This is a genomic window from Evansella clarkii, from assembly GCF_002019695.1.
GTDB lineage: Bacteria > Bacillota > Bacilli > Bacillales > Salisediminibacteriaceae > Evansella > Evansella clarkii.
In genome coordinates, this window is record NZ_KV917376.1 from 2,496,154 (window position 1) to 2,510,113 (window position 13,960).

General features: G+C 42.8%; 12 protein-coding genes. 11 read left to right on the forward strand and 1 reads right to left on the reverse strand.

All coding sequences use genetic code 11. The annotated features are described in order from the left end of the window. The first annotated feature begins 38 nt into the window (after nucleotides 1-38). The 9 genes from BK582_RS11345 to BK582_RS11385 all read left to right on the forward strand — a co-directional run bounded on the left by BK582_RS11345 (nucleotide 39) and on the right by BK582_RS11385 (nucleotide 10,751). A complete protein-coding gene (locus BK582_RS11345) occupies nucleotides 39-725 on the forward strand; it encodes a 2-phosphosulfolactate phosphatase (protein ID WP_078595142.1) in 687 nt (228 codons plus the stop codon). Beyond that, nucleotides 722-1,483, forward strand: coding sequence for a phosphosulfolactate synthase (locus BK582_RS11350; protein ID WP_078595143.1), 762 nt, complete (start codon nucleotides 722-724; stop codon nucleotides 1,481-1,483). Before BK582_RS11345 ends, BK582_RS11350 begins: the two co-directional genes overlap by 4 nt. A 21-nt stretch (nucleotides 1,484-1,504) precedes the next feature. Next, nucleotides 1,505-1,903, forward strand: coding sequence for a VOC family protein (locus BK582_RS11355; protein WP_078595144.1), 399 nt, complete (start codon nucleotides 1,505-1,507; stop codon nucleotides 1,901-1,903). A 536-nt stretch (nucleotides 1,904-2,439) separates the two neighbouring features. Then, nucleotides 2,440-4,128, forward strand: a complete 1,689-nt coding sequence (gene lonB, locus BK582_RS11360; RefSeq protein WP_078595145.1) for an ATP-dependent protease LonB — start codon at nucleotides 2,440-2,442, stop codon at nucleotides 4,126-4,128. Between the two features lie 419 nt (nucleotides 4,129-4,547). Beyond that, on the forward strand, nucleotides 4,548-6,878 hold the full coding sequence (gene lon, locus BK582_RS11365) for an endopeptidase La (RefSeq protein ID WP_078595146.1): 2,331 nt from the start codon (nucleotides 4,548-4,550) through the stop codon (nucleotides 6,876-6,878). Beyond that, nucleotides 6,868-7,458, forward strand: coding sequence for a ribosome biogenesis GTP-binding protein YihA/YsxC (gene yihA, locus BK582_RS11370; protein ID WP_078595147.1), 591 nt, complete (start codon nucleotides 6,868-6,870; stop codon nucleotides 7,456-7,458). The genes lon and yihA overlap by 11 nt, the downstream gene beginning before the upstream one ends. A gap of 684 nt (nucleotides 7,459-8,142) precedes the next feature. After that, on the forward strand, nucleotides 8,143-8,955 hold the full coding sequence (locus BK582_RS11375) for a transporter substrate-binding domain-containing protein (RefSeq protein ID WP_078595148.1): 813 nt from the start codon (nucleotides 8,143-8,145) through the stop codon (nucleotides 8,953-8,955). A gap of 374 nt (nucleotides 8,956-9,329) precedes the next feature. Next, on the forward strand, nucleotides 9,330-10,007 hold the full coding sequence (locus BK582_RS11380) for an amino acid ABC transporter permease (RefSeq protein WP_078595149.1): 678 nt from the start codon (nucleotides 9,330-9,332) through the stop codon (nucleotides 10,005-10,007). Nucleotides 10,008-10,019: 12 nt separating this feature from the next. Continuing rightward, on the forward strand, nucleotides 10,020-10,751 hold the full coding sequence (locus tag BK582_RS11385; protein WP_276328208.1) for an amino acid ABC transporter ATP-binding protein: 732 nt from the start codon (nucleotides 10,020-10,022) through the stop codon (nucleotides 10,749-10,751). Nucleotides 10,752-10,909: 158 nt separating this feature from the next. On the opposite strand, the gene BK582_RS11390 is transcribed toward BK582_RS11385, so the two are convergent. Beyond that, nucleotides 10,910-11,395, reverse strand: a complete 486-nt coding sequence (locus tag BK582_RS11390; RefSeq protein WP_078595150.1) for a LiaI-LiaF-like domain-containing protein — start codon at nucleotides 11,393-11,395, stop codon at nucleotides 10,910-10,912. A gap of 254 nt (nucleotides 11,396-11,649) precedes the next feature. On the opposite strand from BK582_RS11390, the gene hemA reads away from it, so the two are divergent. Together hemA and BK582_RS11400 are read left to right on the forward strand one after the other, a co-directional pair. Then, complete coding sequence (gene hemA, locus BK582_RS11395) at nucleotides 11,650-13,038, forward strand: glutamyl-tRNA reductase (protein ID WP_078595151.1); 1,389 nt, start codon at nucleotides 11,650-11,652, stop codon at nucleotides 13,036-13,038. Between the two features lie 19 nt (nucleotides 13,039-13,057). Further along, nucleotides 13,058-13,879 carry a cytochrome C assembly family protein gene (locus BK582_RS11400; protein WP_078595152.1) on the forward strand — a complete coding sequence of 274 codons (822 nt, stop codon included), beginning with the start codon at nucleotides 13,058-13,060 and terminating at the stop codon, nucleotides 13,877-13,879. Nucleotides 13,880-13,960: the final 81 nt, after the last annotated feature.

Consider the following 13,960-nt stretch of genomic DNA (forward strand, 5'->3'; position numbering starts at 1 on the left):
TGATTTTTACTTGCAATACGATTACAGGGGAGTGAAAAATGCAGGTATCAATTGTGCGGGGATTTGATAAAAAATTAAATAAAGCTGAAACAAACATAGTTATAGATGTCATCAGGGCTTTTACTGTTGCTCATTATGCTCTTTCAGGGGGAGCGGAAAAAATTATTCTTGTGAAAACAGTCCAGGATGCGCTGGACCTGAAGAAAGCTAATCCTCGTTATATAGCCGCAGGGGAAGTGAAGGGTCTTCCAGTTGAAGGGTTTGATATAGGTAATTCTCCTGCTGAGGCAGCTGAAAAAAACCTGGAAGGGGAAACGCTCATCCTGAAGACAACAAACGGTGTTACTGCTGCATTAAATTATATGAACGCTGATTCTGTCTATGTAACAGGCTATTCAAATGCAGGGAAAACTGCGGCTCATGTGAAAAAAAGTTCAGGGAAGGAGGACAGGATTAATATAATAGCCTCCCATCCGGAGGGCGATGATGATTTTGCGTGCGCCCAATATATGCATGGGATTATTACAGGAGCCGAGGAGTTTAGGCCGCAGGAAATTGAGCGGAGGATTATGGAATCTGAAGCAGCAATGAAATTTTATGATAAAAGCAAGCCGGAATTTAATGAGGATGATATTTCATACTGCTCCCAGGTGAACGAGACAAATTTTATAATGGAAGTCAAAGAAGTAAACGGATTACCTACGATCGTGAGGTTAAGTATATGAATTATTCTAAACTTGTCATGCCTGACAGAGAAAACAAGCCGAGAAGCAAGGGATTAACTATCCTTATTGATAACGGTTTGCCGCTTCAGTCATTTAAAGACAGTGTAAGCAGCTGCGGGGAGTTTATCGACTTCGTCAAATTTGGCTGGGGAACTTCCATTGTTACGAAAACACTGGGGGAAAAGATAAGCTGCTTAAAGGAACATAATATTGATTATTTTTTTGGAGGAACTTTATTTGAAAAGTTTCTGAGCCAGGGGCGGCTGGATGATTACCACCAGTATTGCAGGGAGTTTGGCTGCAGATATGTGGAAATATCAAACGGGACGATAAAACTGAGCAATAAGGACAAAGGGAAATATATCGGTGAATTTTCAAAAGACTTCATTGTGTTCAGTGAAGTCGGCAGTAAAGACAGTACACATTCACAAACGGAAAAGCCGGAAGTGTGGCTGGAGTATATAAAAGAGGACTTCGAGGCAGGGGCTGAAATGGTGATTACAGAAGCAAGGGAATCAGGAACAAGCGGCCTGTGCAGTGGAGACGGGGAAATAAGAATGGATCTGATAGACGAAATTTTAGCAGCAGAGGTCGATGCTGCTAAGATAATTTTCGAAGCGCCCTCGAAGAAATTACAAACTTTGTTCATCAAAAAAATAGGCACTGACGCCAACCTTGCCAATATTCCCTTTTCCGATGTTATAGCCTTGGAAACTTTAAGGCTTGGTCTTCGTTCTGACACGTTCTATAGCGTTTAAAAGAGAGAGGGGAGAGTTTTTGTGAGAGACGTTAATAAAATTTTTCATTTAGCTGTACCTTGCGCTGACTTGGACGCAACTGCGGATTTTTATGAAAAGCTGGGGTGCAGGATTGCAAGAAGATATGAAGACCGGGTTACCCTGGACTTCTTTGGCGACCAGGTCGTATGTCATCTGAGCCCGGATGAAATTGATGAAAAGCCGAAAATGTACCCCCGGCATTATGGGATTACCTTCTTAAATAAAGAAGAATTCGATCGCTGTCTGGAAGCTGCACAAGAACAGGAACTGCCGTTTTTCCAGACTCCTATGGTCCGCTTTAAGGGGAAACAGGAAGAACATATAACATTTTTCCTGATCGATCCGTCCAACAATCTCCTCGAATTTAAATATTACCATGATGCTGAAATGGCGTATTGATAAAGGTGAAGGTGAAAAACCAGGCGGCAGCCTGGTTTTTTAGGTGCTTTGTATAAGGGTGGGGGGTTAGCGTGGAGACCGGGGAGGTTTGGTGTTTTGGACAGGGCTTGCCGTTGGTGGAGTTAACTGCAACTGAAAACTCGCATATATTCGTGAATGCTCGCTTGTTCAACCTGGCACCGATGTACCGGGTACGCTGGGACCGGGTTCCGAAGTGCCAGGTTGAATTGCTGCTGAAACCTCGCATATCCTCCCGAAAGCTCCCTCGCTCAAGGTGGCACCGATGTACCGGGTACGCCGGGACCGGGTTCCGAAGTGCCAGGTTGACCACCTGCTGTTCCTCCCCTCGTCCCCCTCGAACCCCATGAGCCCGCCTCTCGCATTCCCCATGAACCATTAAACGTATGCTGCCGCCTCCCTCTCCCAACACCATGCCTTCTTATGTAAATTATTCCCTCATTCGGATTTAAAGATTATCCATGGCTCTTAAGGAGATAATAAACAGCACACCAAACTTTAGTCAGGAGGGTTTTACCATGAATCTGACAGGCTTTGCCTTCTTTATTCAACTCTTCTTTGGGGTAGTGATAGGCCTGTATTTCTGGAATTTATTAAGAAGTCAGCGAACCCAAAAGGTCTCCGTAGATAAAGAGTCAAGGAAAGAAATGGAACAGCTAAGGAGGATGAGAGCGGTACGTCTGAGTGAACCATTGTCGGAGAAAATCCGCCCGAAAAAATTCAGCGATATTGTGGGACAGAAAGATGGGGTTAAAAGTCTTCAGGCAGCATTATGCGGGCCGAACCCTCAGCATGTAATCATTTACGGCCCGCCGGGGGTAGGGAAAACAGCTGCAGCACGGCTCGTTCTTGAAGAAGCGAAACAGAACCCGGTGTCTCCTTTCAGAAAGAACTCTGTTTTTGTTGAAATCGATGGGGCGACTGCAAGATTCGATGAACGTGGAATAGCAGATCCGCTTATAGGATCAGTCCATGATCCAATTTATCAGGGAGCCGGCTCTATGGGGCAGGCAGGTATCCCTCAGCCGAAACAAGGGGCAGTGACAAAGGCGCACGGGGGGATGCTGTTTATCGATGAGATTGGTGAGCTTCATTCGATTCAGATGAATAAGCTTCTGAAGGTTCTGGAGGACCGGAGAGTATATCTTGAAAGTGCCTATTACAGTGAAGAAAACCACCAGATCCCCGAGCATATACATGATATTTTTAAAAACGGCCTTCCCGCAGATTTCCGGCTTATTGGAGCTACTACCAGGTCACCTGAAGAGATTCCTCCAGCGATCAGATCCAGATGCATGGAAGTGTATTTCCGTTCTCTGACTCCATCCGAAATAATGATCGTTGCAAAAAAAGCTGTAGAAAAATTGAACCTGAAAGTAGAAGAAGGAGTATTCGATTTTACCTCCCGATACGCAGCAAACGGCAGGGAAGCAGTAAATATCATTCAGCTCGCGGCAGGAATGGCATCCAGCGAGGGGCGGGACACCATTACATCAAGAGATGTGGAATGGGTCATTCACTCTTCCCAGAGACCTCCCCGTCCGGAAAAACAAATCCACAAAGAGGACAAAGTTGGTTTTGTGAACGGACTTGGCGTATTCGGTCCAAATATGGGAGCGATTCTCGATATTGAGGTTACTGTAATTGAAAACAAAGGAAAAGGGACTGTCAATATAACTGGTATTGCCGAAGAAGAAAGTACGGGAGACAGAACACGGACAGTAAAAAGAAAGAGTATGGCAAAAGGATCGGTGGAAAATGTACTTACCGTCCTGCGTAATATGGGAGAAAACACATTTGACTATGACATTCATGTGAATTTTCCAGGCGGAATTCCTGTAGACGGGCCTTCAGCCGGGATTTCCATTGCAACGGCTATATATTCCGCAATTCATAAGATACCAGTTGCCCACCATGTAGCAATGACTGGCGAACTTGGTATCCATGGAGATGTGAAGCCCGTGGGCGGAGTCGTTGCGAAGGTAGAAGCGGCAAAACATGCAGGAGCAACAGAAGTTATTATTCCAAAGGCGAACTTCCAGTCAATACTTAAAGAATTTGAGGGTGTGTCTATCCACCCGGTAAGCACGCTGGACGAAGTGTTTAAGCTCAGTATGGTTCAGGAGGCGGAACAAATAGAAGTGGAGAAGGAGCAAATTCCATTGCCTGCCGCTGCTTCATTTGCCTTAGGTCAATCCGGGAGCTGATTACAGCTCCCTTTAATGTTGGGAGACTGCACTGGCTGATAAAAAAGTTGTTTTATAAAAACCTTGATCAGGGAATCGTTGTATCAGCAGAATTTAAATTTGCATTGTTAGACAAAGCCTGTTTGATAAGATAAAATTATTACAGTTACTTTAAATATTTTATTCGTCAACGTGATTCCACGGAATGACGTTGTTTTTTTCATACTTTGAAAAGGAATAATAAGGATAAAGCAGCTGTATACTTTTGCTGTCAGATCAGAATCGTTTTGTTGGCAGCAACGATAAATGTGATGAACTATTATGTGATTTTTCAAAGGTACTGTTTCACTAAAAGCCTGGCGAAAGTCAATAAAAGTAATATAAAACATACCCTGATAAAAACAGAAAAAGGGTAAGGGAAAGGTGGAGGTGTGGTCTGTATGAGTGAAGAAACTCTTAGAAAACTCCCTTTACTACCGTTAAGAGGACTGCTCGTTTATCCTACAATGGTGCTTCATCTGGACGTAGGAAGAGATAAATCAGTGGAAGCGCTTGAACGGGCTATGGTAGATAATCATGAAATTTTTCTTACAACTCAAAAGGAAATTTCTGTAGACGATCCAGGTGAAAACGATATTTATAATGTCGGAACACTTGCAAAGGTAAAACAAATGCTGAAGCTCCCGAACGGCACGATACGTGTGCTTGTAGAAGGGCTTAGCAGAGGAAGAATAAACGAGTTAACCGACAAAACCGATTATTATGAAGCTGAAGTGGAACTGATTGAAGAACCGCAGGATTACACGACAGAAGACCAGGCGCTTATGCGTAATGTCCTCGAACAGTTTGAACAGTATATCCGGTTGTCAAAGAAGGTTTCCCAGGAAACATTTGCAACTGTGTCCGACATTCTGGAGCCTGGACGGCTGGCAGATATAATTTCCTCCCATTTGCCGCTGAAGATCGTCCAGAAGCAGGAAATACTTGAAACAATCCCGGTGAATGGGCGTCTCACAAAGGTACTCAGAATACTGAGCAATGAGAAAGAAGTGCTGGGGCTGGAAAAGAAAATCGGACAGCGTGTTAAAAAGTCGATGGAGAAAACCCAGAAAGAGTATTATTTGCGTGAGCAGATGAAAGCAATTCAGAAGGAACTGGGAGACAAAGAAGGAAAAGAAGGGGAAATAGACGAGCTCCGTAAGAAAATCGCTGAAGCCGATATGCCTGAGGGTATAGAAGAAAAAGCGCTTAAGGAGCTAGCCCGGTACGAAAAAATCCCAGCTACTTCCGCTGAAAGTTCAGTGATACGAAATTATCTGGAATGGCTTACTGTTATACCGTGGGGAAACGAGACGGAAGATCTTCTTGATATTCATCGCTCTGAAAAAATTCTCGATGAAGACCATTACGGGCTGGAAAAGGTCAAGGAGCGGGTACTTGAATATCTTGCAGTACAGCAGCTGACAAGAGAGCTTAAAGGACCGATACTCTGTCTCGCCGGACCTCCAGGGGTAGGTAAAACTTCTCTGGCGCGTTCAATAGCACGTTCCCTTGGACGTAATTTTGTGCGTATGTCTCTTGGCGGTGTCAGGGATGAAGCAGAGATAAGAGGCCACCGGCGCACGTATGTAGGTGCGATGCCAGGAAGAATTATTCAGGGGATGAGAAAAGCGGGCTCTAAAAACCCTGTTTTTCTCCTTGATGAAATCGACAAAATGGCCAGTGATTTCCGGGGCGACCCTTCATCTGCTATGCTGGAGGTGCTTGACCCTGAACAGAATAACTCGTTCAGTGATCATTTTATTGAGGAACCATATGACCTTTCCAAAGTTATGTTCGTCATAACAGCGAATAATATTGGAGCAATACCGGCTCCTCTCATGGATCGCATGGAGATCATTCATATACCTGGTTACACAGAAGTGGAGAAGCTTGAAATAGCGAAAGAATACCTTCTTCCTAAACAGGTAAAAGACCACGGACTTACAAAAGGGAAACTGCAGGTTAAAGAAGACGCGATCCTGAAAGTTGTCCGTTATTACACGAGGGAAGCCGGTGTCCGGAACCTGGAGAGGCAAATGGCGACAATTTGCAGAAAGGCCGCTAAAATTATCGTTTCCGGTGAGAAAAAACGGGTAATCGTGACCGAAAATACGATTGAAGATTTTCTCGGGAAACCTCGTTTCCGTTATGGGAAAGCAGAGCTGGAAGACCAGGTTGGCGCAGCTACTGGATTGGCGTATACTACTGCCGGAGGAGACACTTTAACGATAGAGGTATCCTTGTCACCAGGAAAAGGGCGGCTGACTCTGACTGGTAAACTCGGGGATGTAATGAAAGAGTCCGCGCAGGCAGCTTTCAGTTATATCCGTTCAAAATCAGAAGAGCTGTCTATCGATCCTGGCTTTAATGAGGAGAATGACATTCATATCCATGTGCCTGAAGGAGCAATTCCTAAGGACGGTCCTTCTGCTGGAATAACGATGGCCACTGCGCTTATATCCGCTCTGACAGGGCGCGCGGTGAGAAAAGAAGTTGGCATGACAGGTGAAATAACCTTAAGAGGCAGAGTGCTGCCAATTGGGGGCTTAAAAGAAAAAGCAATGAGCGCCCATCGTGCAGGCCTTACTCATATTATCATGCCAAAGGACAATGAACGGGATCTTGATGATATTCCGGCAAGTGTCCGGAAAGATTTAACTTTTATACCCGTATCTCATCTTGATGAGGTATTAAAAGAAGCGTTAGTGGGGAAACAAAATGAAAATTAACAGTGCAGAAATAATAATCAGTGCAGCTAAACCAAACCAGTTTCCGGGAGGGCCCTTTCCTGAAGTGGCTCTTTCCGGACGTTCTAATGTAGGGAAATCGTCCTTTATCAATACTGTTCTCGGGAGAAAGAATCTTGCCCGTACATCTCAGCGGCCAGGGAAAACGCAGACATTGAATTTTTACTTGATCAATGAGCGTTTTCATTTTGTAGACGTTCCAGGATATGGCTATGCAAAAGTATCTAAATCTGAGCGGGAAGCCTGGGGAAAAGTGATGGAGATTTATTTTCAGGAAAGAGAACAGCTTAAAGGGGTAGTACAGCTGATTGATCTTCGTCATAAGCCTACAAAAGACGATATTATGATGTATGAGTGGCTGAAGCATAATGAACTGCCTGTCCTTATTATTGGGACAAAGGCGGATAAGATTCCCAGAGGGAAATGGGATAAGCATACGAAGCAGATTAAAGAGGGGCTCGACATGGCGGAGGAAGATAAAATTGTTGTATTTTCTTCGGAAACAGGCCAGGGCAAGGACAAAGCCTGGCGTGAGCTAAGCAGCCTGCTGTTTGATAATTAATAATTTCATAAAGATTCTCCTTGATTTTCGGAGATTTAAAGTATTTATAAACCATGTTCTTCATTTTTATGAAGGCATGGTTTTTTTGTGAGCAGTTCCGGTTCTATGGAATTTGATGCAGAATAACAGATGAAAATGAGAATAGGGGAACGAGAATCCGCAATACTTCCCTGAAGTACCATTTTTTACTTATTTCACAGGGGGGGGATTTATTAACTAAAAAGTAAAAATTTGTTATATGAATATACTTTTTTATATTTATGGGGTGAAAAAGGAGTTTAAAGGTTCTGATATCAGGGTAAAAAACAATATCTTATTTATACATTTTTCTGGCTGAGGTTCTGATTGTTCCATTCCTTAAAGAGTATAAGCCAGTAAATAACAGGGATTTCGTGTATATTACATAATTTTAAGCATGGGTACGCTGTGAAGTAATAATAAGCCGGACAAGCGGTATTCCCTCCTTTTGTGTTTCCTCGAAATATTTTGCTATGATAATATCAGTAATATCTTTATCTTCGGAATTTTCCGGTTTTCTAAAATTACACAAAAATTCAGGTCACTGAGCATAGTTATACAATGAGACTGGTGTTTCTGCATAGGAATATGGCAATACATAACAGAACTGTTGAGAACTCCGGAAAAATTTTCAAGGAGTTTATATAAAATAAGGGGGAGATTTACATGAAGGCATTTGTGAAAAGTATTCTGCCTGTCTCGTTAGGAGCTGCTTTGCTGCTTTCTGCATGCGGAAATAATGAGGACTCTTCAGGCGGGGCAGATGGAGAAGGAAGTGAGTACGACGAGCATACTGTGGAGGATGGCAAATTTATTTTTGCCCTGTCCGGAGAGTACCGGCCATTCAGTTATATTAACGAAAATGGCGAACTTGCAGGGTTTGACGTGGATATTGGAATGGCAATCGCTGAGGAGCTTGGATTAGAGGGCGAGCCTTTTCAGATAGCATTTAATTCAATTATCCTCGGATTGCAGGATGAAAGGTATGACGCGATTATCGGAAGTATGGGCATTACCGAAGAGCGGCAGGAAACTGTTGACTTCTCCGACCCTTACTACTATTCAGGTGCCCAGCTTTACGTTCGACCTGACAGTGATATAAACGGAATAGATGATGTTGATGAAAATACTGAAGTGGCGGTAGCAGAAGGTACTACTTACCACTCTATGATCCAGGACTATACAACGAATACTCCGACATATGACTCTGACGTAGTTGCACTGCAGGCCCTTTCACAGGGAAGGCATGATGCTGTTATCACTGACCGTCTTGTTGGCCTGATTAACATCGAAGATCAGGGACTGGATATTCAGATGGTAGGGGAGCTTATTGACACTGAAAGAATCGCTGTAGCCGTTCGTCAGAATGAAGATGATCTCCTGGAGGGAATAAATCAGGCACTTGAAAATATAAGAGAGAGCGGCAAATACGAAGAAATTAACTCCCAGTACTTTGACGAGAATATCGGAGAAGAATAAAGGAGCAGAAGAGGTTGGGACAAATAGTATACTTCACTAAAAAAACGAAGGAGCATCAGAGCAGGAGCATAGACACAGCTTCGAAATATACTTCGCGTCAGCGGGCATGGCCTCAAGGAGGGGGACTTCTCTGCGAGTGCGTCGTTTTGTCTCGACGTATATCCTGCGGAGCAGTACTCGGAGAGGAAGACAGTCGTATATTTCCTGCGCTAAATGGATTGATCATTCGTTCTTTAAAGTTAAATGCTTAACCTGTCCCATCAATATTTTCTTTTAATCTACCTAAAGTCCATAAAACTATATCTATTAGATGAAGCGAATGAGGCTGTCTGATTTGCAGGCAGCCCTGTTTTGCTAATGAATGAGGTGACAAAATGATAGTCGGTGGCGTATTCAGTATTGAAATTTTCTTCTCAGAATTGATTCGTACATATCCTTTTTTTCTTGAAGCAGCCTGGCTGACACTCCGTATCACTCTTGCCGCAGTACTTCTCGGAACGGTCATCGGTGTGGTTGTAGCGCTGATTAAACTGTCGGGGCCAGTGCTGAAAGTTTTTGCAGATATTTATATTACTATTATCCGGGGAACACCGCTGATTGTGCAGATTTTTGTTCTCTACTTTGGTTTTTCACAGGTTATACAGCTTTCTCCTTTCTGGTCGGCATCCCTTGCCCTCGCTGTACATAACTCAGCTTATATAGCTGAAATATTCCGTGGTGCTATACAGTCGATTGACAAGGGACAGATGGAAGCGGGTCGTTCCCTGGGGATGACTTCTTCGTTAACGATGCGGAGAATTATTATGCCGCAGGCAATGAGACGGGCGGTTCCTCCACTTGGTAATCAGTTTATTATCGCATTAAAAGACTCTTCACTTGCAGCTTTTGTGGCTATTGGAGAATTGTTCCGGACGGCACAGGGAATCGCGGCAGGGACATTCAACACGATGGAGACATACCTGATTGTTGCCCTCTATTATTTAGTGCTGGTTATGGTCTTTACATGGATTGTCAACAGAATCGAGCACAGGCTGTCTGTTAGTGAAAGATAGGGGGAGTTAAAGATGAAAGAAATGATTCGTGTAGAAAAGCTAAATAAATCTTTTGGAGATCTTCATGTTCTGAAGGATATAGATCTGACTGTTAACGAGAGTGACGTTATGTGCCTTGTGGGAGCGAGTGGTTCTGGGAAAAGTACACTTCTCCGCTGTCTCAATTTTCTTGAAATAAAAGATAATGGGAAAGTGATTTTTGAAGGAAAACAAATAGAACCCAAAAAAGATAATTTAAATGAAGTACGTCAGCAGGTAGGAATGGTTTTTCAGCATTTTAATCTGTTTCCACATAAGACAGTCCTGGAAAACGTGATTGAAGCACCTATGATGGTGAAGAAAATAGAAAAGAAACAGGCAATTGAAGAAGGGAAGGAGCTGCTGGACAAGGTAGGACTAGGTGATAAATATGATGTTTATCCCGCAAAGCTTTCCGGCGGACAGAAGCAGCGTGTAGCAATTGCCAGAGCCCTTGCGATGAAACCAAAAATCATGCTCTTTGATGAACCTACTTCTGCACTCGACCCGGAGCTTGTGGGAGAAGTGCTGGAGACAATGAAGAAACTGGCCAAAGAGGGTATGACAATGATAGTAGTTACCCACGAAATGGGCTTTGCAAAAGAAGTAGCCGATTATACCGTTTATATGCATGACGGCAGAATAGTTGAAAGAGGCCCTTCAAATGAACTTTTTGATAACCCTAAAGAACAGAGGACGAAAGACTTTTTAAGCAAAGTTTTATAGGGGAAAAGAGAAGCACAGCAGCCACTAATAGGATGCTGTGCTTTTTCATGAAGATATCTTGAAAAATAGAGCGGCAGCTTTGAAAAAAGCCGTTTTTTTTGTTATATTATTGTAGGTGCATTTGTCGAAACCACATTTGCTATATTTATCACAGACTATTACTTTTTTCTGAAAAATAATAAATACACGCCGAGAATAATTAAGATAAACGGCCAGAAAGACTCAAATCCTGCAATCGTGCTGCGCAGGTAGTTCATAACCTGCCCGCTGTAGAGTGCATACAAAGAGACAGCGATCAGTATTACCGCAGGCACGAGACCTTCACGTTTATTAACGAAATACTTCATAAAAAAAGCTGCACCAGCAATAAACGTAAAAAAGCCCCAGTGGTATGACCAGGATCCAAAAGTCATCACTCCGTGAAAGTATACCCCGAGGCCGAGAAGGGTTATGCCTAAGAACATCTTATTATCGTCCCGGTTTGAAAAACCATTCCAGGACATAATGAGGCCGATAAAGAGCAGGACAGACTGCCATGTAAATAACACATCGGAGTAAGGGACAGAAATATTAAACTGATTAAGTAGAAAGTATAGGCCAGCAGCTATAAGCAATAATCCTGGCAGGGAATTTTTTCGGTTCATCGGAAGATATTCTCCTTTCTGCTTCAAAAAAATTACTAAATTTTACTTTTCAGGGAATAATGAAAAATAACCTTCAGAGACTCCTGAAAAAGATGAAATATGAACTGAACACTATCTAAAGTTCACATTTTCTTCAAACGTTTGTTTCATAGCATATTCGCTGAAATGTTATAATGATATATAAGTTCGTTCTAATAATAAAGACTTTATATATATATGTATTTATCTATTATTAATGTCATGGAGGTGACAGTATGCACATCCTGGTCGTCAGTTTGAATTATAAAACAACTCCAGTTGAAATACGAGAACAATTTACTTTTCAGGATGATACTGGGCTTGCATTGACAAAGCTCCGTAACGCCAAAAGCATTCTTGAAAATGTTATCGTATCTACCTGCAACAGAACTGAAATTTATATTGTAGCCGACCAGCTTCATACTGGTCGTTATTATACAAAAGCATTTTTATCTGAATGGTTTGGCATACCGAAAGAAGACTTCTCCCCTTATTTGCAGATAAGAGAGGATGAACATGCTATTGAACACTTATTCCGTGTGACTTGCGGGCTTGATTCCATGGTTCTTGGAGAAACACAGATTCTTGGGCAGATCCGTGACAGCTTTGCCATGGCCCAGCAACATGGAACTACAGGGACAATTTTCAATCATTTGTTCAAACAAGCCGTTACACTTGCTAAGCGCGCTCATTCCGAGACTAGCATCGGAGAGAATGCTGTCTCTGTCAGCTATGCTGCTGTCGAACTCGGCAAAAAGATTTTCGGCGGTTTCGAAGATAAAAAAGTGCTTGTATTAGGCGCTGGAAAAATGAGTGAATTGACGGCCAAAAACCTTACATCCAACGGTGTTTCTGATATTACAGTAATGAACCGCACCAAGGAAAAGGCTGTAGAGCTTGCAGGGAAATTTAATGGACAGGCTAAGGGCATGGATGAACTGGAACAATCCCTTCTTTCTTCAGACATCCTGATCAGCTCTACGGGTGCGAAAGATTATGTGGTCACTAAAGCCGGTGTGGAAAAGCTGGCAAAGAAACGGAACGGGCGTCCTCTGTTTCTTGTAGATATCGCTGTACCAAGAGACCTGGATCCTGGATTAGCTGAGATTGAGGATGTGTATCTTTACGATATTGACGATCTGCAGGGCATTGTTGCCGCTAATCTTGAAGAACGGAAGCATGAAGCGGAGAAGATTGAACTGATGATTGAAGAGGAACTGATTTCTTTCAGCCACTGGCTTGATACTCTTGGAGTGGTTCCTGTCATTACCGCGCTTCGCAGCAAGGCTCTTGCTGTTCAGGCAGAAACTATGGACAGCCTTGAGAGAAAACTAACAGGGCTTTCCGAAAGAGAAAAGAAAGTGATCCGGAAACATATGAAGAGTATCGTTAACCAGATCCTCCGTGACCCGATTTCTGCTGTAAAAGAAATTCCGGGCGATAAAAACTCTGCTGAACTTCTGGAATTTGTTACGAAGGTTTTTGCTCTGGAAGAAGAATTGAAGGAGCAGGAACAGCTTCCTTCTTATGAAATTAATATAAACAAGGCGGAGCGTGAATGGAACGCAGAGAAGAAAAAAGCAAAGCTAGCAAGTCGGCATGAGGCTGTGGCCCGCTCTATATAGAGAGGGGTTGCTTAAAGATATGGCATTAAACTTCCTGTATATTTCCATCATTGTTATTTATTCATTAAGCGTTCTTGGATATTTTATCGACTTTATACAAAACAACCAGAAGGTTAATCGAATTTCCTTCTGGTTGCTTTCTATTGTCTGGTTTCTCCAGCTTTTGTTTTTTATTGTGAGAGCGTTTGAATATAATCGGCTTCCGATCATGACAATTTTTGAAGGCATGTTTTTTTATGCGTGGATACTGGTAACTTTTTCCTTAATAGTGGCAAGGTTTTATAAAGGCGATTTTTTAATTTTATTCGTTAATGTCATTGGTTTTGCTATTACTGCTGCCGGGGGGCTGGCACCGGCTGGCGATGTATCCCCGAGGCTGGCGGATCTTCTCATCCTTGAAATGCTTATTATCCATGTAACACTTCTCCTCCTGTCTTATGGGACATTTACACTTTCCTTCGCATTTTCTCTTTTATATTATATTCAGCACCACATGCTCAAAAGAAAGATGTGGGGAAAAAGGATGGGGAGAATCGGCAACCTTTCAAAACTGGAGAGGTTCTCGTTTCTGACAGCTATGGTGGGGCTTCCGCTCATGTTCCTTGGCATCGTCCTTGGAGTAGTCTGGGCATGGCTCGGATTTAATGCAGTTCCATGGCTCGATATTAAAGTAGTCAGTACCTTTGGCGTACTTTTCGTATACGGGATATACCTGTTCCAATGGTCAGTAAAAAAGAAGCGGGGCTATGGGATGGCACTTTTTAATATAGCTGCTTTTCTCGTTCTGCTTATAAATTATTTTCTTTCCAGTTCATTTTCAGATTTTCATATCTGGCAGTAAAAGGAACTTACAGGGACTGTCTGCTCCTTTCGCTGTTCCTGCTTACTTGATTTTTGATACAATATCACCGAGGATTAAAGA

Bases quoted from the DNA above. Each gene is read 5' to 3' on its own strand.
- BK582_RS11345 (WP_078595142.1), top strand. From the start codon at position 39: ATGCAGGTATCAATTGTGCGGGGATTTGATAAAAAATTAAATAAAGCT.
- BK582_RS11350 (WP_078595143.1), top strand. From the start codon at position 722: ATGAATTATTCTAAACTTGTCATGCCTGACAGAGAAAACAAGCCGAGA.
- lonB (WP_078595145.1), top strand. From the start codon at position 2,440: ATGAATCTGACAGGCTTTGCCTTCTTTATTCAACTCTTCTTTGGGGTA.
- lon (WP_078595146.1), top strand. From the start codon at position 4,548: ATGAGTGAAGAAACTCTTAGAAAACTCCCTTTACTACCGTTAAGAGGA.
- yihA (WP_078595147.1), top strand. From the start codon at position 6,868: ATGAAAATTAACAGTGCAGAAATAATAATCAGTGCAGCTAAACCAAAC.
- BK582_RS11375 (WP_078595148.1), top strand. From the start codon at position 8,143: ATGAAGGCATTTGTGAAAAGTATTCTGCCTGTCTCGTTAGGAGCTGCT.
- BK582_RS11380 (WP_078595149.1), top strand. From the start codon at position 9,330: ATGATAGTCGGTGGCGTATTCAGTATTGAAATTTTCTTCTCAGAATTG.
- BK582_RS11385 (WP_276328208.1), top strand. From the start codon at position 10,020: ATGAAAGAAATGATTCGTGTAGAAAAGCTAAATAAATCTTTTGGAGAT.
- BK582_RS11390 (WP_078595150.1), bottom strand. From the start codon at position 11,395: ATGAACCGAAAAAATTCCCTGCCAGGATTATTGCTTATAGCTGCTGGC.
- hemA (WP_078595151.1), top strand. From the start codon at position 11,650: ATGCACATCCTGGTCGTCAGTTTGAATTATAAAACAACTCCAGTTGAA.
- BK582_RS11400 (WP_078595152.1), top strand. From the start codon at position 13,058: ATGGCATTAAACTTCCTGTATATTTCCATCATTGTTATTTATTCATTA.